Raw genomic sequence first — 16,432 nt, 5'->3', positions numbered from 1 at the left:
TTAGATTTTTATGCTTCAGCTATCATTTTCTCTCCAGCTTCAATCACGTCATTGATATCCCCTTTCAAGTTAAACGCAGCCTCTGGATACTTATCTAATTCGCCATCTAGAATCATATTAAATCCTTTGATAGTATCTTGAATATCTACAAGTACTCCTTTTAATCCTGTAAACTGCTCAGCAACGTGGAATGGTTGAGATAAGAAACGCTGAACACGTCTAGCTCGGTGTACAACTAATTTATCTTCTTCTGACAATTCATCCATACCAAGAATTGCAATAATATCTTGTAATTCTTTATAACGTTGTAAGGTTGACTGAACTCTACGAGCACAATCGTAATGCTCTCTTCCTACGATATTTGGAGAAAGGATTCTTGATGTAGAGTCTAATGGATCCACAGCAGGGTAAATTCCTTGCTCTGCAATCTTTCTTGACAATACAGTGGTAGCATCCAAGTGAGCGAATGTGTTAGCTGGAGCCGGGTCAGTTAAGTCATCCGCAGGCACATAAACCGCCTGAACAGATGTAATTGATCCATTTTTAGTTGAAGTAATACGTTCCTGCATGGCACCCATCTCAGTTGCTAATGTAGGTTGATATCCTACCGCAGATGGCATACGACCAAGAAGAGCAGATACTTCAGAACCAGCTTGTGTGAAACGGAAGATATTATCTACGAAGAATAAGATATCTCTACCTTGTCCTTCTCCATCTCCATCTCTAAAGAATTCAGCTAAAGTCAATCCAGATAATGCCACACGAGCACGAGCTCCTGGAGGCTCATTCATCTGTCCAAATACGAATGCTGCCTTAGAATCTTTCAATTTAGATTTATCCACTTTAGTAAGATCCCATTTACCTTCTTCCATAGAATGCATGAACTCTTCTCCATATTGAATAATTCCAGACTCCAACATCTCACGAAGTAAGTCATTACCTTCACGGGTACGCTCACCTACTCCAGCGAATACGGATAATCCATCATAAGCTTTTGCGATGTTGTTAATCAACTCTTGAATTAATACGGTTTTACCAACACCAGCTCCACCGAATAAACCAATTTTACCTCCTTTTGCATAAGGTTCAATTAAGTCGATTACTTTAATTCCTGTAAAAAGCACTTCTGATGCTGTAGATAGTTCTTCAAACTCAGGAGCTTCTCTGTGGATTGGTAATCCTCTGGATTCCTCCATTTGACCAACTCCATCAATAGTATCTCCTACTACGTTAAACACACGACCTTTCACTTGTTCTCCTGAAGGCATTGCAATAGCTTTTCCTGTTGCAACAACTTCCATTCCACGAGTAAATCCGTCTGTAGAGTCCATCGAAATGGTTCTAACTGTATTTTCTCCAACATGAGATTGAACTTCTAGCACTACCTTACTACCGTCAGCTTTCTGAACGTATAGTGCATCATAAATCTTTGGTAATTCAGCTTCTTTGTTAAAGCTTACGTCAACAACAGGACCGATAACCTGTAATACTTCTCCTTTAATTCCGGACATTTTCTGTCTTTTTTTAATTAAAATTTTGCGCAAATATAGTGTATATATTTTGTTTAAAGGCGATAAAAAGGTTTTTTATTTTCAACAATTGTTAATTCACTGATTAATAGACTACTATAATCATGATTTATAAATCAATTCTGCTTATTTCATTCATGTTTAAAAAACATTAAAAAGGGGAGTATCTACAAAGTCACTACTCCCCCTTTTACTAAGACCATACTTATCACCCTATAATTCAAATAAAAATTAAGCGTGATATTTTCCTGATTACCTCCTTAATTATTGAAGAATCAAGCACATAACTCCTAATGTCCTCCCCCTGGTTGACAACAACTAGGAAGTGCTGCTTGTTTGACTGGATTCGCTTTAATACTATCTGCATCATATCCAATTTCAGATATCGTTTTTCGTATATCATCAACTGATATTTTCTTTGGATTGTATTTAATTTCCAATTGTTTTGTTGCCATATTTAGCTCTGCATAAGAAATCCCCTTGGTGTAGTTCAATTCTTTTTCAAGGCGTTGTTTGCAATCAGTGCATTGTGCATTGGTTTGAATTTGTACCACATTTTTCGAATCCTGACTAAATGAATACCCAGTAAACACAGCCATAAGAATAGTTAATACTATTAATTTTTTTACATTTTTCATTGCTTTTTCTTTTCTAAATTAAACCTAAAACCTCCATAAACATTCACCCCAAAAATAGATGTATAAACGCGTGTTGCATCAAAAGTTGAACTAAATGGATTCTCTGCATCTATTAATGGATTTTTTAATCTATGATCTAAGAGATTTTCACCTCCTAAATATATTTCAAACTTTTTAAATCGATATGTCACCTGTGCATTTAACATGGGAATAACTCCACTCATATTATCTGTTGTTAAACTTCCATCAGGACGCCTTACCTCAGCTAATCTTTGTTGGCTATAAATTGAAAACGTTAAATCGTAACTCCATTTTTTATTACGTGTTTCGTATTCAAAATTAATAAATCCTCTATGTGATGGAACCATGATTTCTGATTTTAAACTCCCTCCCATTGTTGATCGAACCTCTAACCATTTATATGCCAATTTGATGGTAAATTGGTGAAATGGTGCAAATTTAAAGTCGGTTTGGAATGCGTTGGAAAAAGATTGTCCATTTAAATTGCGCATACGGATGTAGTTAAACGACTCGTCTCTATCTGCTATTAACTGATTTTCAAATAAAGTATGATAGAAATCGGCAGACCAGGTTGCAGCATGATCAAACATTTTAAAATTCCACACATAACTACCGCCAAAATTCCAAGAAATTTCAGGTCGTAAATTAGTCTCAACAAGCCACGGTAAATTGGTAGCCATTAAAGATAAATTATCTATCGCATAGTTTGAAACGCGGAAACCTCTACCTGCTGTCACACGAAAGTCCATATTTTCGGTAATGTTTAACTTATAATTAACTCTTGGTGTAAATTGAAACCCGAATAGATTGTGATAATCTCCTCTAACTCCTATTACTAAAGTAGATAGCCTTCCTAAATACGTGTATTCCGCAAAAGCACCAGGAACCAACTCTGTTCTATCCAACCTTCGAAGCGTTGTGTCTGTTGGTAATTTATCTTCCATTTTCTGACGCAAATCATCATATACAAAGCTCAAGCCTGTTTTAAGGTTATGATTTGTATTTCCTAAAATACGTTCATATACCATGTTAATATAGCCACGTTTTTCAATGGCATCTAACGTTCTATTTCCATACAAAGTACTCAACTCATCATATTTTGCATAATAGATAATGCCAAGTGAACTATGCACTTTGTCTTCAAAGATAAATCCTGTTTTTCCAAAAAGCTCTGCATTAAAATTCCGAATTCCAACGCCATACAACCCTTGATTCTTTTCATATCGCTTAAATCCAATTTGCCCACCTTGCTGATCAGTATAGTTCACTTTTACACCGATTTGCCCAACGAAATGGTCAGACACATAACTCCATCGATTCATACCTATAATAGTATTCCCCAAAGGCATATCTCGAAAACCATCCTTATTTCGATCATTTTCAACAAATAAAGAAGAGCCATGTATAAACCAACCCGTACTCCAATTATCGTTTTTTAATTTATAGCCACCATGTAAATTTAACTCAGATCTACCTTGAATACTAAAATATCCATTCACGAAAAGAGGGTCCATATCCATCGGCTTATGATATTCGAGATTGATTAATCCATTCATAGATTCATAGCCGTTTACAACCGTTCCAGTTCCTTTCGTAATTTGAATGGAATTAATCCACGTACCCGGAACAGTTGCTAATCCAAATGCTTGATCGACATTATGCATAAATGGAATATTTTCAAACTGAAGCTGTGTATAACGTCCACTCAACCCCATCATTTGGATACGTTTAGAACCCGACACCCCATCAGACATACTTACATCCACAGTGGCATTGGTTTCGAAAGATTCTGCTAAATTGCAACAAGCTGCCTTTTTCAACTCTCCCTGCGTTAATTGCTCCACGTGACGAGGATCTAGGCGCAAAATATTAGAATTATCTCGCTTTGCACGAATGACCACCTCTTCGGCTACGAATTCTGGGAAAAGTACAATTCGAAGTTGTTTATCCTCCCAATGATGTATAGGAATAGTGTCATTATAATAGTCGGCAGCTCTCACAATAAGCGTATCTGGGAAAGATACAGTTCCAGAAATGGTAAATTCTCCTTTTTCATTTGTCACATCTCCAATTCTGGCATTCCTAAAGAATATCTCAGCACCTAATAAAGGAGAGGTACTCTTACCATCAATATAGGTATTGATAGTTCCTTGTAATTTGATTTTTTGGGAAAACAACCCAAAACTCCATAATAAACTTATAATAATTAGTATATATTTCATTTTTCACTATTTGATTAATATTAAAACTGCTTGCAAGTCTGCTATCTTAGACTCACAAAAAAAAACAGTTTATCATATCAAATAGGATTGCACTAAAGATAAGCGCTTATATAAAGGAATAGGGATAGGGACTGTTTCTGCCAAGAAAGACTGTATGCTTTTTTCAACAGGAATGTGAATTTCAATTGGGTAAGTATTTACAAAATTAGTTATAAAGTCTAACTGATGAAATGTATTTAAATCCGTATGGATTTGGAAAATATCCACTTCTTCATTACAACAATTTTTTTCAAATTTTAAATCTTGAGAAGGAGTAGATACGCAACATGTGTGTGTTACTTGTTTCGAATTCGATTTTTTACAACTATCATCACTAGACAATAATGAGATATTGTACGAAACTCCTTTGAATGCGCAGAAATGTTTATACACTGTTAGTCCAGAAGTGCTAATCACAAAAAGCACCAACAATGCAACAATATGGAAACGTACATTTTTGAACATATACGCAAATTTATAAAAAAATAAGGGAGATAGAAAGATTAAAGGTTTAATTTTGTTAAAATGACTAAGGAATATGCAAAACTTATATTACCTCACAATGAGGATGATGACCTAGATGAAATCTGGGAGGTTATTTTTTTTAAACAAATAAACTATTTTCTAACTCACGCCCCTATTCCATTGGTATGGCAATCTAAGTTAAAGAAATTAAATAATGAATATACAGCCTATTTGACTTTAACGGATCAAACAGCAATACAAGAAGAGATTACTTCTATTTTTTCTCAAGCTATTCAATATCCTGAAAACTTTTTAGAAGCATTTCATGTGTTTCAAACAGAACGTTCCCAACAAAAGAGACAAGTCATTAAAACTCAGAATCCACATGAATTAACAAACATTATTGAACAATGGCTTAAAGTTGAAACAGACTATGCTACATATTGGTCACATCCAATTTGTTTAGAAAATGACATAAAAGTCGCTCAAAGTCAAGAACCTGACCCCATGACAATAATCGCAGACCTATCACAAGCAGAAATCATATTAAAATCAACTTCGATCCATTGTTTAAAAGAAAATTATAATATTCTTCCAGAGGGTGTAAAAAAAGAGGTAAAAAGGCTAACTTTGCTGGCGAAAAAATAGTTATGGAGGAAAAATACCTAAAATTAAAAGAACAATTGGACTTATTAGAATGGCCGAATGTATATATGTTTAAATTTATTGTCCCAAGCGATAATCAACTTATAGCTCGTGTTACCAATATGTTTAGTCAAGTTTCTGAAATATCTATGCGACCTTCTGCGAAAGGGAATTACACTAGTATTACGATAAAAGAAGTAATGACTGATTCAGATAGTGTGATTAAAATCTATCAAGATACTGAAAAAATAAAAGGCGTAATTGTAATATAATATGTTATTAGCTATTGATATAGTAATCATCACCCGATATATAGCATGGACAACATTTTCCATCATTATCTTTATTATTTTATACAGATTGTTACTTAAGAAATTTAAAGAAGGAAGGATTAATCGTGAGAATTATTTTATTCTTCATCCTATAGAGAACGAACCTGCAAAAGGAACAATTCAGATATTTATTGAAATGCATTTTCCAAAAGAGATTGAAATCACTATCTTTTCAATAGACAAAGGTATTCACAAAGTAATTGAGAAGAAAGAGTATCAAAAAGGTGGAAATATCATCCAAGTAGATACCACTCAATTTGAAAATGGAATGTATTTCTACCAAGCTAAATCTGAACTTCAAAAGACCAGGAAAAAGTTTGAAATATTAAATTAACAAGCTACTAAAAATAAAAAACATTCGTTATATTAGTGAACAGAAATTAAACAGTATGAAACGATTTATCTTACTCCTATTACTCTTACCAACATATTATCTACAAGCGCAAACGACTGAGTTTACACCAAATGCATCTTTTAATATCGAATTAGGATTGCCTAACAATATTACAAACAGAGCCTTTCGTGAGTTAATGCAAGGACTAGCAATTGTAACACCCAACTTTCAATATACTCTTGACAACTCATTTTCTATTGGAGCAGGACTTCGCTATGGATATTTTAATGTGAATCAATTTAAAAATAATATCGGATTGTCTGGTGGCCTCCATGTGCTTGGTGCATTTGTAAAAATTGGGCAAGAGAAGTATTTTGGAAGATTTGGAATTGACTATGGAGTTCGCGTGGGATACTCTGTAAATATTTTTAACACCAATAAAAACAAACTGCTTCTAGGTAAAGCTTACATGAATGATGGTGGATTTGTTGAGCCTGTATTAGGACTATGTTTAACAAGTACAGAAAACTCTTCTTTTAGATTAACATTAGGATATACTTTTCACGGATTTAAGTTTCAGCCTCATCAAACAGGTATAGATCAATTCTCTGGTTTTAATGATGCAAAAATAAATGAAATTACCACTTATTTTATTGTTGGATTTGGATATTCCTATTTCTTTGGCAAAAAAGGTAGTACTAATAGCCAATAATAACATTTAAAGAAACAAATATGTTAACTATTGATCCAAAAGAGACTCCTATTCCATTGCTACATAAACATTTATTAGGAGCGATAGGCCCTCGCCCTATTGCATTTGCTTCAACAGTTGATGAAAATGGAGTACCCAATTTATCTCCTTTTAGTTTTTTTAATTGTTTTGGTGCTAATCCCCCAATACTCATTTTTAGTCCCGCACGAAGTGGCAGAACAGGAAACACTAAAGACACTTACAATAATGTTAAGAAAATTCCTGAAGTAGTCATCAATACGGTAAACTATGATATTATACAACAAGTCAGTTTAGCTTCTTGCCCGTTTCAACCAGAAGTAAATGAATTTCAGAAAAGTGGACTTACCCCTATCCCTTCTGACTTAGTTAGGCCATTTCGTGTAAAAGAATCTCACGTTCAAATGGAGTGCAAAGTATTAGAAGTAAGAGAAACCGGAACAGGTGGAGCCGCTGGTAATCTCATTATCTGTGAAGTAATTAAAATGCATATCAATGAAGATGTATTAGGGGAAGATGGATTAATCGACCAGCACAAAATTGATTTGGTATCTCGCATGGGTGGTAATTGGTATTGTCATTCAAATTCAGCCTCTATGTTTGAAATTCCAAAACCAATAACCACTATTGGAATTGGATATGATGCAATTCCTGAGGATATTCGTTTGAGTACAATTTTAAGTGGAAATGACTTAGGGAAATTAGGAGGAATAGAAGCATTACCTGATGAAACAGAAGTTAATGACTATAAATTATTGGAATTAGCTGATATTTTTATATCTTTCAATGAAAATCCAAAAGATTTAGAAATTGAATTGCACAAACTAGCTAAAAATTTATTAGAAAGAAACAATATAGAGGATGCATGGAAAACGCTTCTCGCATTTAATAATCAATAAAAACAACAAATTATGTATACTTTGAACGGTACTTTAAAAGTAAAAAAAGACACACAACAAATTTCAGATTCTTTCAGAAAAAGAGAATTTGTCGTTACAGATGGATCAGGGAATTACCCGCAAGACATTATGTTTGAGTTAACTCAAGACCAAACTTCTTTATTAGATAATATCAATCTAAACGATTTGGTTACGGTAACTTTCAATATTAGAGGTAGAGAATGGACAAGCCCACAAGGAGAAGTTAAATATTTCAACTCTTTAAATGCATGGAGAGTAGAGAAAACTCAAAATGGAGGAGCTGCACCTGCTAACACACAGGCTCAACAACCAGCGGCTAAAATTGATGCTACGGATGTAGAAACATTTGTTAGCAATGAAGAGGATGACGATTTACCATTCTAAATAGTGTAATTTTAAAAATTGCATCCTTTTTGCAATAACGCTTCAAAAAAAATTAGATATGAAAAAAATAATCTTCATCGTAAGCATCTTTACAGTTGCTCTTTCTGCCTGTAACAACTCAAAGGAGGTATCAAAGAACAATGCAAACAAAACCGAAACTCAAGTAAAGGAAAACACAAATTCCAATAATAGTAATTCAACATCCAATAACGCACAAGAGGAGATGAACACAGACGGAGAAATTTTTGCTTCCATACGAAGAACAGCTTGTTTTGGAAAATGCCCTACCTTTGAAATGATCATCTACAAGGATGGACATGCAACATACGAAGGATTGGGAAATGTAGATAAATTAGGAAAGTATGAAGCTACAGTTTCTAAAGAAATCATGCAAGACATCCAGGAGAAGGCTTTAGGGATAGGGTATTTCGATTTTAAAGATGAGTACAATGATACGCGTGTGATGGATGTTCCTTCAACATACACACATATTACAGTAGGTGATAAATCCAAATCAATTATGGCTCGATTTGAGATTCCACCGGGGTTACTCAGATTCCAAGACTATCTAGATGGAATATCTAACAAAATTGAATGGACAGTAATTGAAGAATATAAGTGATAAAAAAAGTGGAGAGTTCTCCACTTTTTTGTTTTCATTAAGATTTCTTGAAACTATCTAACAGAAGCTAATGCTTGTTCTACGTCTTTAATTAAGTCATCCGCATCTTCAACGCCAATAGAAACTCGGATCAAACTTGAAGTTACCCCCATTTTTTCTCTTTCGTTTTCTGCTACTGCACAGTGCGTCATAGTGGCTGGATGTTGCGCTAAACTCTCTGTACTTCCCAAACTCACAGCTAATTGGATTAAGCTTAGATTATTTAAAAACTGAAAAGCTTCTTTTTCTCCTCCTTTAATATTGAAAGAAATCATAGCTCCAGGAGAATCATATTGTTGTTTATATAAAGTATATTGAGGATCATTTTCTTCTATCAGTCCCAAATAGTGAACCTTATCCACTTTTGGATGCTTACTTAAGTAAGTTGCTACCTTTTCAGCAGATGTAGCTTGACGCTCCATACGTATCTTTAGTGTCTCCATACTTCTCAACATCAACCAAGCTGTATGTGGACTTACCATATTCCCTAAGAAAGTCCTCAATGCTTTTACTCTTGGCATAATTTGAGCGGTTGTCAATACAGCACCAGCAATTAAGTCACTATGGCCTCCAATATATTTGGTAGCAGAATATACAACTAAATCAGCACCTAACTCCATAGGTCTAGACCAAAGTGGTCCCATATAGGTATTATCTACACATAAATAGGTTCTATCATTCCCATTTTTATGTTTAGCAGCAATTTCCGCACACATTTTAATATCAATAATGGTATTGGTAGGATTAGCAGGCGTTTCAATGTAAATTAGTCCTAAACGATCAGCTTTACCGGTTTTCTGAATCATTGCTTCAATTTCTTCCCGTGTATTTTCTGGGTAAAAAGCAATTGCTTCAACACCAATTTTTGGAAGGAAATCACAGATAAAATGGTCTGTACCACCGTATGTAGGTGAACTATATAAAAGCAAATCACCTGGCTTTAGGAACTCTAATAAAACAGTACTAATAGCCGCCATCCCACTTTCAAACACTGCGCTATCATCTGCTTTATCCCAAAGTGATAAACGGTTTTCCAGAATTTCCAAATTTGGATTATTAATTCTACTATAAATAAGACCTAATTCTTCTCCTTTCTCCTTTTCCCTTAATCCATACGCTAAAGAAAAGAATGCTTTTCCTTCCTCTGCAGTCTTGAAAACAAAGGTAGAAGTTTGAAAAAGTGGACACTTTACAGATCCTTCTGATAATTCCGGTTTATAACCATAGCTCATCATTAAGCTTTCAGGTTTAAAATTGGTAGATTTTGCCATTTTAATTACTATTTATTGATTCTAAGCAAAATTAATATTTAATAGTATTTTATCTAAATATTTTATATTTTTGGAAAAATATTCTATACAATCCGTATAATATAGAATAATACACTTTATTTGTTGTAAAATAAAATTAAGAATAGAATAAAATGCTACACTATGCCAGAACTAGATGAAATTGATTTTAAAATCATCAAACTCCTAAAGAAAAATGCCAAACTAAGCATTAAAGAAATATCAGACGCAATAGGATTGAGTAACACCCCCACATTTGAACGCATCAAGAAAATGGAAAAATCAGGTGTTATTGAAAAATATGTTGCTATTATCAATGAGCGAAAGATACAAGAAGTTATGTTTGTTTTTTGTTCGGTATCTTTAGATGTACAGAAATTAAAAGAAATTGAAGAATTTAAAAAAGAAATTAAAAAACTTCCAGAAGTATTAGAATGTTACCTTATGGGAGGAGCCAATGATTTCTTACTCAAGGTGATGGTTAAAAATCTAGACAATTATCACCAGTTTGCTTCAGGAAAATTGGCAGCCTTAAGTCACGTAAATCAAATTAAAAGTACTTTCGTTTTAGATGTAGTTAAGAAAGAGTAAAAAAGGCTATCAAATTGATAGCCTTCTAATCATTTTATACTCTCTTTCAGTCTATGCAGGAATTAAACAAATAACCGTTCCATCCTTATCTCTCACTCTCAAATCTTTAGCCTCTAGACGAACAATTTCATAGTCATTATTCAAATTAAATCCAAAAGCAGTAACATTAATATTAAGTCCTGCTTTATCATTTATAAAGTTCCAATTTCCCGTAGCAATAACAGGAGTTGACCCCATATAAATTGTCCAATTGGCAGTTTGATCTTTCTTTAATTCAATCAAACCCTTATCTACGTTTGTTGTAGAAGTTCCATTCTTATAGATATATCGAACAGGCTTCCAAGTTTTACAAAGTCTTGCCTTTTTGGTTAGTATAGAGATTCCACCCTCTTCGTATTTACTACAACTCACCACAACAAACACCATTAATAATAACGACAGTAATTTAAAATTTAGTTTCATAGATTAATTAATTTAAAAAATTCGACACAAACATCTGAAAAATAAGTGTTGCATCAAAATTTTTCATAAAATTTATAGGAATTTATTAGCTTTGTAAACAATTAAAAAATTAGTTGCATGTTTGAAAATTTAACGGACAAATTTGAGAGAGCCTTTAAAGTATTAAAAGGCCAAGGGCAAATCACAGAAATAAATGTTGCAGAAACATTGAAAGAAGTACGTCGTGCTTTATTGGATGCGGACGTTAATTTCAAAACAGCCAAAGAATTTACTACACGTGTAAAAGAAAAAGCATTAGGTAGGGATGTATTAACAGCAGTATCTCCAGGACAATTGATGATCAAAATTTGTCATGAAGAGCTCGTTGAATTAATGGGAACAGATGAGTCAGAGTTAAATTATCAAGGAAGTCCAGGCATCATTTTAATGTCTGGATTACAAGGTTCAGGTAAGACTACTTTTTCTGGAAAACTAGCAAATTATTTAAAGAACAAAAAAGGGAAGAAACCTCTATTAGTTGCGGGTGATGTTTACAGACCTGCTGCTATCGACCAATTACATGTTTTGGGTGAGCAACTAGGTGTAGAAGTATTTTCAAATAAAGAAGAAAAGAACCCAGTTAAAATTGCACAAGATGCTTTACAATATGCAAAAAGTAATGGATTTAACGTAGTAATCATCGATACCGCAGGTCGTTTGGCTGTAGACGCACAAATGATGGCGGAGATTACAGAACTTAAGAATACGATACGTCCATCGGAAACCTTATTTGTTGTGGACTCCATGACAGGTCAAGATGCTGTAAATACAGCTAAGGCATTCAACGACGCCATTGATTTTGACGGAGTTATTCTTACTAAATTAGATGGTGATACACGTGGTGGTGCTGCAATTTCCATCAAGGCTGTTGTAAATAAACCTATTAAGTTTGTAGGTACAGGTGAAAAGATGGATGCGCTTGACGTATTCTATCCAAAAAGAATGGCCGATAGAATCTTGGGAATGGGAGATGTCGTTTCTTTAGTTGAACGAGCTCAAGAACAATACAACGAAGAAGAAGCAAGAAAACTTCAAAAGAAAATAAAAAAGAATCAATTTGATTTTAACGACTTCCTTTCTCAGTTACAACAAGTTAAAAAGATGGGAAGCATGAAGGATTTGATGGGGATGCTACCTGGAATGGGTAAAGCCATGAAAGATGTAGAAATTGATGACAACGCATTCAAACCTATTGAAGCCATTATTTATTCTATGACTCCACAGGAGAGGGAAAATCCTGCTATTCTCGACAATAGTAGAAAGAAAAGAATTGCCTCAGGAAGTGGGCAAAACATTCAAGAGGTTAATAAATTAATCAAACAGTTTGAAGACACAAAGAAAATGATGCGCTTTGTAAGCGACCGTAAAAATATGATGAGTTTAATGAAAAACATGAAAGGAGGAGGAATACCGGGGATGTAATCAACCCTTACACAGCTACTTCATTTTCTCTTAAAGCATCGTTTAAAGAAGTCTTTAAATCTGTACTTTCCTTGCGTTTACCAATAATTAACGCACAAGGCACTTGGAACTCTCCTGCATTAAATTTCTTGGTGTAAGAACCTGGTATTACAACACTTCTCTCGGGGATTTCACCTTTCATTTCAATAGGCTGTGCACCGGTAACATCAATAATTTTGGTAGATTTCGTTAACACTACATTCGCTCCCAATACTGCTTCTTTTCTCACTCGAACTCCTTCAACAACAATGCAACGAGAACCAATAAAGGCTCCATCTTCAATAATTACTGGAGATGCTTGCAAAGGTTCTAATACACCACCAATACCTACACCTCCACTCAAATGAACATGTTTACCAATTTGAGCGCAAGACCCAACTGTTGCCCATGTATCCACCATTGTCCCTTCGTCAACATACGCCCCAATATTTACATAAGAAGGCATCAAAATAACACCTTTAGAAATATAAGAACCATAACGAGCAATAGCATGAGGCACTACGCGCACACCTAATTCTTTATAATTTCTTTTAAGTGCCATTTTATCGTAAAATTCAAAAGGTCCAACCTCAATAGTTTCCATCTTACGAATAGGGAAATACATCACAACTGCCTTTTTTACCCACTCATTCACTTGCCAAGATCCATCTTTTGGTTCTGCTACACGTAATTCTCCACTATCTAATTTTGAAATTACAGATTCTATCACATGTATAACCTCTTTGTCAGTTAAAAGAGATCTATCCAACCAGGCTTTTTCAATTATTTCCTTCATCGATGAAAAATATTTAATTCATGAACAAAGATACACAATCATTTAAAATAAAAGTATACAGAAAATTTGCACGAAATTTGCTCAATTTTATCTCGCTATTTTTTTAAGCAATTATATAGAAATCAGCCAACTTTTTCTTTTCTAAAACGTTTATAAAGTATAGCAATCTAATTTAAATTAAAAAGAACGGAATGAGACAGTTAAAAATCACAAAACAAGTTACCAACCGTGAAACGGAATCCGTAGATAAGTATCTAGTGGAGATTGGTAGAGTTGACCTTATTACTGCACAAGAAGAGGTAGAACTAGCTCAAAGAATTAAAGCAGGTGATCAACGTGCTTTAGATAGACTTGTTCGTGCAAACTTGCGATTTGTTGTTTCCGTAGCAAAACAATATCAGAACCAAGGTTTAACGCTTCCAGATTTAATAAATGAAGGAAACGTAGGACTCATCAAAGCTGCTAAAAGATTTGATGAAACCAGAGGTTTTAAATTTATTTCTTACGCTGTGTGGTGGATACGACAATCTATCTTGCAAGCATTAGCAGAACATGCTAGAATTGTACGATTACCTTTAAATAAAATTGGTTCAATCGGGAAAGTAAATAAAACATTCTCTGAACTAGAACAAGAATTAGAAAGGGCACCTACCTTTGAAGAGGTAGCTGAACGTTTAGATATACCCGTAACGGATGTTATCAGAGCTCTTGAATCCAATGGAAAGGCTATTTCCATGGATGCTCCTTTGGTCGATGGAGATGAATCTAGTTCCAATATGTATGATTTATTAGAAAATGACAGTGTAATTGCTCCAGAAGATGTGCTTTTGCACCAATCTCTTCAAAAGGAAATTAACCGCTCATTAAATACCTTAACTTTACGTGAAGCAGATGTTCTTAGATTATATTTTGGACTAGATGGAAATCGCCAAATGAGTTTAGATGAAATTGGATATCGTTTTGACTTAACTAGAGAACGTGTACGCCAAATAAAAGAGAAGGCTGTTCGTCGATTACGTCATACATCCAGAAGTAAATTACTAAGAACGTATTTAGGATAGTTCCAAACTAGCCATTCAAATGCAAAACAGGTATATTTTATCGGATTCATTGCCGAATAAAATATTTCTATTATTTTTGTTGTATGAGTGACTATATTGTTTCCGCAAGAAAGTACAGACCCCAAACATTTGACACCCTAGTTGGTCAGAATAACATTGCTGTTACCCTAAAAAATGCAATTAAAAACAACCAATTAGCTCAAGCATTCTTATTTTGTGGTTCACGAGGCGTAGGAAAAACCTCTACTGCCCGTATTCTTGCCAAAACAATCAATTGTACTAATCGCTCTGAAAATATTGAAGCTTGTGGCACATGTGAATCCTGCAAATCTTTTGATGAAGGACAATCACTCAATGTATATGAATTAGATGCTGCTTCAAATAATAGTGTTGATGATATTCGTAGCTTAATTGATCAAGTTCGTATCGCACCGCAATTAGGAAATTATAAAGTTTATATAATAGACGAGGTGCATATGTTATCGACAGCAGCTTTTAATGCTTTTTTAAAAACCTTAGAAGAGCCTCCCAAGCATGCCATCTTCATATTAGCAACTACTGAAAAACACAAGATTATCCCAACCATACTTTCTCGTTGTCAGATTTTTGATTTTAACCGAATTAAAATATCAGACATGGTAAATCACCTTCAACGAATTGCAGTTAGTGAAGGGATTGATGCAGAAAGTGAAGCATTACATTTAATTGCACAGAAAGCAGATGGCGCAATGAGAGACGCACTTTCTATCTTTGATCAAATTGTAAGTTTCTCAGGAAAAACACTCACCTATAAAGCAGTAATTGAGAATTTAAATGTATTAGATTATGATTACTACTTTAAATTAGTTGATTTTGCTCGAAATGAAGATATCTCCAGTAGTTTACTTTTATTTAATGAAATTATCAACTACGGATTTGACGGACATCAATTTATAATTGGACTTGCAGAGCACTATCGAAATTTAATGGTAGGAAAAGATCCTCAAACACTAGAATTACTAGAAGTAGGAGATACTATTCAAAGTAGATATAAAGAACAAACAAATTTACCTGATTTATCGGTTCCTTATTTATTAAGATCCTTAGGTGTTTTAACCAGTGCCGACACAAACTATAAGAGTTCAAAAAATCAACGTTTATTGGTTGAATTAACTTTAATGCAACTTTGCTCAATTAAAAATGAGTTAGAAAAAAAAAAGCAATAACTGATCCAGTAATCATTATTCCATTTAAAGGTCAAGCCCTTCCAAAGACAAAGATTTCTCCCCAACAACAAACAACAATTTCTGAGAATAATTCACAAGGCATCTCCTCCACCCGACCAGAAGTCAAAAAACTTTCGACACCTACACACCAGGGACAAAGCACATTGCTCGGTATTCAAGATTTAATGAATCGTACCGAAAAAGGTACCAATCTCACCCCAGACAACAAAGGATTGAAAGAGGAATCTCAACCATTCACTATAGATGAGATGCGCATGCGGTGGAGGCAATTTGCACATAAACTAAAAGATGAAGGGCAGGGAAATTTATACACCTCCATGCTAGCGAATGATCCTCTATTAGTAGAAGGGAATATTATTAAGCATACGGTAAACAATAATGTACAGAAGGAATTTTTGGAAGCTAATCTCTATAATATTCTTCATTTTCTAAGGCAAGAACTCAAAAATACATCTATTGAGATTCAAATATTTGTGGAAGAAACTGCAGAAAGCAAACTTTTTACGAGCAAAGACAAATTTGATGATATGGCTAAGCGAAATCCAGACCTTAACAATCTGAGAAACACCTTTAAACTAGATATTGATTTGTGATTTTAAGCAGAAAAA

Annotated in this window: 18 protein-coding genes and 1 pseudogene; 12 read left to right on the top strand and 7 right to left on the bottom strand. The window is 34.2% G+C overall.

All coding sequences use genetic code 11. From position 1 onward, the window contains the following. Window positions 1-8: 8 nt before the first annotated feature. The 4 genes from atpD to M9897_03780 form a co-directional block, all read right to left on the bottom strand. Entirely contained in the window at window positions 9-1,511 is a 1,503-nt protein-coding gene (gene atpD, locus M9897_03795) for a F0F1 ATP synthase subunit beta (GenBank protein MCO5268001.1), read from the bottom strand. A gap of 308 nt (window positions 1,512-1,819) precedes the next feature. Continuing rightward, window positions 1,820-2,167: a cation transporter gene (locus tag M9897_03790; GenBank protein ID MCO5268000.1), complete on the bottom strand. Its 348-nt coding sequence runs from the start codon at window positions 2,165-2,167 to the stop codon at window positions 1,820-1,822. Further along, window positions 2,164-4,410, bottom strand: a complete 2,247-nt coding sequence (locus tag M9897_03785; protein ID MCO5267999.1) for a TonB-dependent receptor plug domain-containing protein — start codon at window positions 4,408-4,410, stop codon at window positions 2,164-2,166. The genes M9897_03790 and M9897_03785 overlap by 4 nt, the downstream gene beginning before the upstream one ends. Before the next feature lie 72 nt (window positions 4,411-4,482). After that, entirely contained in the window at window positions 4,483-4,914 is a 432-nt protein-coding gene (locus M9897_03780) for a hypothetical protein (protein ID MCO5267998.1), read from the bottom strand. A 60-nt stretch (window positions 4,915-4,974) separates the two neighbouring features. Here M9897_03780 and M9897_03775 point away from each other — a divergent pair, with 60 nt between their 5' ends. The 7 genes from M9897_03775 to M9897_03745 are packed head-to-tail and all read left to right on the top strand — an operon-like array spanning window position 4,975 to window position 8,881. After that, on the top strand, window positions 4,975-5,562 hold the full coding sequence (locus tag M9897_03775) for a hypothetical protein (protein MCO5267997.1): 588 nt from the start codon (window positions 4,975-4,977) through the stop codon (window positions 5,560-5,562). 2 nt (window positions 5,563-5,564) lie between these two features. Further along, window positions 5,565-5,831 (top strand): DUF493 domain-containing protein, encoded by a 267-nt coding sequence (locus M9897_03770; protein ID MCO5267996.1) that lies wholly within the window; start codon window positions 5,565-5,567, stop codon window positions 5,829-5,831. Window position 5,832: 1 nt separating this feature from the next. Beyond that, window positions 5,833-6,225, top strand: a complete 393-nt coding sequence (locus tag M9897_03765) for a T9SS type A sorting domain-containing protein (protein ID MCO5267995.1) — start codon at window positions 5,833-5,835, stop codon at window positions 6,223-6,225. Window positions 6,226-6,280: 55 nt separating this feature from the next. After that, window positions 6,281-6,937: a hypothetical protein gene (locus tag M9897_03760; protein MCO5267994.1), complete on the top strand. Its 657-nt coding sequence runs from the start codon at window positions 6,281-6,283 to the stop codon at window positions 6,935-6,937. A 20-nt stretch (window positions 6,938-6,957) separates the two neighbouring features. Continuing rightward, window positions 6,958-7,854: a flavin reductase family protein gene (locus M9897_03755; protein ID MCO5267993.1), complete on the top strand. Its 897-nt coding sequence runs from the start codon at window positions 6,958-6,960 to the stop codon at window positions 7,852-7,854. Window positions 7,855-7,866: 12 nt separating this feature from the next. Then, a complete protein-coding gene (locus M9897_03750) occupies window positions 7,867-8,259 on the top strand; it encodes a DUF3127 domain-containing protein (protein MCO5267992.1) in 393 nt (130 codons plus the stop codon). A gap of 58 nt (window positions 8,260-8,317) precedes the next feature. Continuing rightward, on the top strand, window positions 8,318-8,881 hold the full coding sequence (locus M9897_03745) for a DUF6438 domain-containing protein (GenBank protein ID MCO5267991.1): 564 nt from the start codon (window positions 8,318-8,320) through the stop codon (window positions 8,879-8,881). Window positions 8,882-8,934: 53 nt separating this feature from the next. On the opposite strand, the gene M9897_03740 is transcribed toward M9897_03745, so the two are convergent. Beyond that, complete coding sequence (locus M9897_03740) at window positions 8,935-10,191, bottom strand: cystathionine gamma-synthase family protein (GenBank protein MCO5267990.1); 1,257 nt, start codon at window positions 10,189-10,191, stop codon at window positions 8,935-8,937. A gap of 162 nt (window positions 10,192-10,353) precedes the next feature. On the opposite strand from M9897_03740, the gene M9897_03735 reads away from it, so the two are divergent. Next, window positions 10,354-10,800, top strand: coding sequence for an Lrp/AsnC family transcriptional regulator (locus tag M9897_03735; GenBank protein MCO5267989.1), 447 nt, complete (start codon window positions 10,354-10,356; stop codon window positions 10,798-10,800). A gap of 51 nt (window positions 10,801-10,851) precedes the next feature. On the opposite strand, the gene M9897_03730 is transcribed toward M9897_03735, so the two are convergent. Continuing rightward, window positions 10,852-11,262, bottom strand: a complete 411-nt coding sequence (locus tag M9897_03730; GenBank protein ID MCO5267988.1) for a hypothetical protein — start codon at window positions 11,260-11,262, stop codon at window positions 10,852-10,854. A gap of 117 nt (window positions 11,263-11,379) precedes the next feature. Between M9897_03730 and ffh the strand changes: the two genes are divergently transcribed. Beyond that, window positions 11,380-12,723 (top strand): signal recognition particle protein, encoded by a 1,344-nt coding sequence (gene ffh / locus M9897_03725; GenBank protein MCO5267987.1) that lies wholly within the window; start codon window positions 11,380-11,382, stop codon window positions 12,721-12,723. Between the two features lie 7 nt (window positions 12,724-12,730). Here the strand turns inward: ffh and M9897_03720 are convergent, their stop codons facing one another. Continuing rightward, complete coding sequence (locus M9897_03720; GenBank protein ID MCO5267986.1) at window positions 12,731-13,537, bottom strand: 2,3,4,5-tetrahydropyridine-2,6-dicarboxylate N-succinyltransferase; 807 nt, start codon at window positions 13,535-13,537, stop codon at window positions 12,731-12,733. A 191-nt stretch (window positions 13,538-13,728) separates the two neighbouring features. On the opposite strand from M9897_03720, the gene M9897_03715 reads away from it, so the two are divergent. From M9897_03715 to M9897_03705, 3 genes and pseudogenes are all read left to right on the top strand, one after another. Then, a complete protein-coding gene (locus M9897_03715) occupies window positions 13,729-14,598 on the top strand; it encodes a sigma-70 family RNA polymerase sigma factor (protein ID MCO5267985.1) in 870 nt (289 codons plus the stop codon). A gap of 83 nt (window positions 14,599-14,681) precedes the next feature. Further along, a pseudogene (locus tag M9897_03710) lies at window positions 14,682-15,794 on the top strand (DNA polymerase III subunit gamma/tau). Between the two features lie 194 nt (window positions 15,795-15,988). After that, window positions 15,989-16,417: a hypothetical protein gene (locus M9897_03705; protein ID MCO5267984.1), complete on the top strand. Its 429-nt coding sequence runs from the start codon at window positions 15,989-15,991 to the stop codon at window positions 16,415-16,417. The last annotated feature ends 15 nt before the right edge of the window (window positions 16,418-16,432 follow it).

Origin of the sequence: Brumimicrobium sp. (assembly GCA_023957385.1) — a bacterium.
Classification (GTDB): domain Bacteria; phylum Bacteroidota; class Bacteroidia; order Flavobacteriales_D; family Crocinitomicaceae; genus Brumimicrobium.
The sequence above is the reverse complement of the archived record's forward strand: the minus strand, read 5'-3'. Positions and strand labels throughout refer to the sequence as shown.

What these genes read in the sequence shown, in the direction of transcription:
- atpD (MCO5268001.1), bottom strand. Translation starts at nt 1,511, where the DNA reads ATGTCCGGAATTAAAGGAGAAGTATTACAGGTTATCGGTCCTGTTGTT.
- M9897_03790 (MCO5268000.1), bottom strand. Translation starts at nt 2,167, where the DNA reads ATGAAAAATGTAAAAAAATTAATAGTATTAACTATTCTTATGGCTGTG.
- M9897_03785 (MCO5267999.1), bottom strand. Translation starts at nt 4,410, where the DNA reads ATGAAATATATACTAATTATTATAAGTTTATTATGGAGTTTTGGGTTG.
- M9897_03780 (MCO5267998.1), bottom strand. Translation starts at nt 4,914, where the DNA reads ATGTTCAAAAATGTACGTTTCCATATTGTTGCATTGTTGGTGCTTTTT.
- M9897_03775 (MCO5267997.1), top strand. Translation starts at nt 4,975, where the DNA reads ATGACTAAGGAATATGCAAAACTTATATTACCTCACAATGAGGATGAT.
- M9897_03770 (MCO5267996.1), top strand. Translation starts at nt 5,565, where the DNA reads ATGGAGGAAAAATACCTAAAATTAAAAGAACAATTGGACTTATTAGAA.
- M9897_03765 (MCO5267995.1), top strand. Translation starts at nt 5,833, where the DNA reads ATGTTATTAGCTATTGATATAGTAATCATCACCCGATATATAGCATGG.
- M9897_03760 (MCO5267994.1), top strand. Translation starts at nt 6,281, where the DNA reads ATGAAACGATTTATCTTACTCCTATTACTCTTACCAACATATTATCTA.
- M9897_03755 (MCO5267993.1), top strand. Translation starts at nt 6,958, where the DNA reads ATGTTAACTATTGATCCAAAAGAGACTCCTATTCCATTGCTACATAAA.
- M9897_03750 (MCO5267992.1), top strand. Translation starts at nt 7,867, where the DNA reads ATGTATACTTTGAACGGTACTTTAAAAGTAAAAAAAGACACACAACAA.
- M9897_03745 (MCO5267991.1), top strand. Translation starts at nt 8,318, where the DNA reads ATGAAAAAAATAATCTTCATCGTAAGCATCTTTACAGTTGCTCTTTCT.
- M9897_03740 (MCO5267990.1), bottom strand. Translation starts at nt 10,191, where the DNA reads ATGGCAAAATCTACCAATTTTAAACCTGAAAGCTTAATGATGAGCTAT.
- M9897_03735 (MCO5267989.1), top strand. Translation starts at nt 10,354, where the DNA reads ATGCCAGAACTAGATGAAATTGATTTTAAAATCATCAAACTCCTAAAG.
- M9897_03730 (MCO5267988.1), bottom strand. Translation starts at nt 11,262, where the DNA reads ATGAAACTAAATTTTAAATTACTGTCGTTATTATTAATGGTGTTTGTT.
- ffh (MCO5267987.1), top strand. Translation starts at nt 11,380, where the DNA reads ATGTTTGAAAATTTAACGGACAAATTTGAGAGAGCCTTTAAAGTATTA.
- M9897_03720 (MCO5267986.1), bottom strand. Translation starts at nt 13,537, where the DNA reads ATGAAGGAAATAATTGAAAAAGCCTGGTTGGATAGATCTCTTTTAACT.
- M9897_03715 (MCO5267985.1), top strand. Translation starts at nt 13,729, where the DNA reads ATGAGACAGTTAAAAATCACAAAACAAGTTACCAACCGTGAAACGGAA.
- M9897_03705 (MCO5267984.1), top strand. Translation starts at nt 15,989, where the DNA reads ATGAATCGTACCGAAAAAGGTACCAATCTCACCCCAGACAACAAAGGA.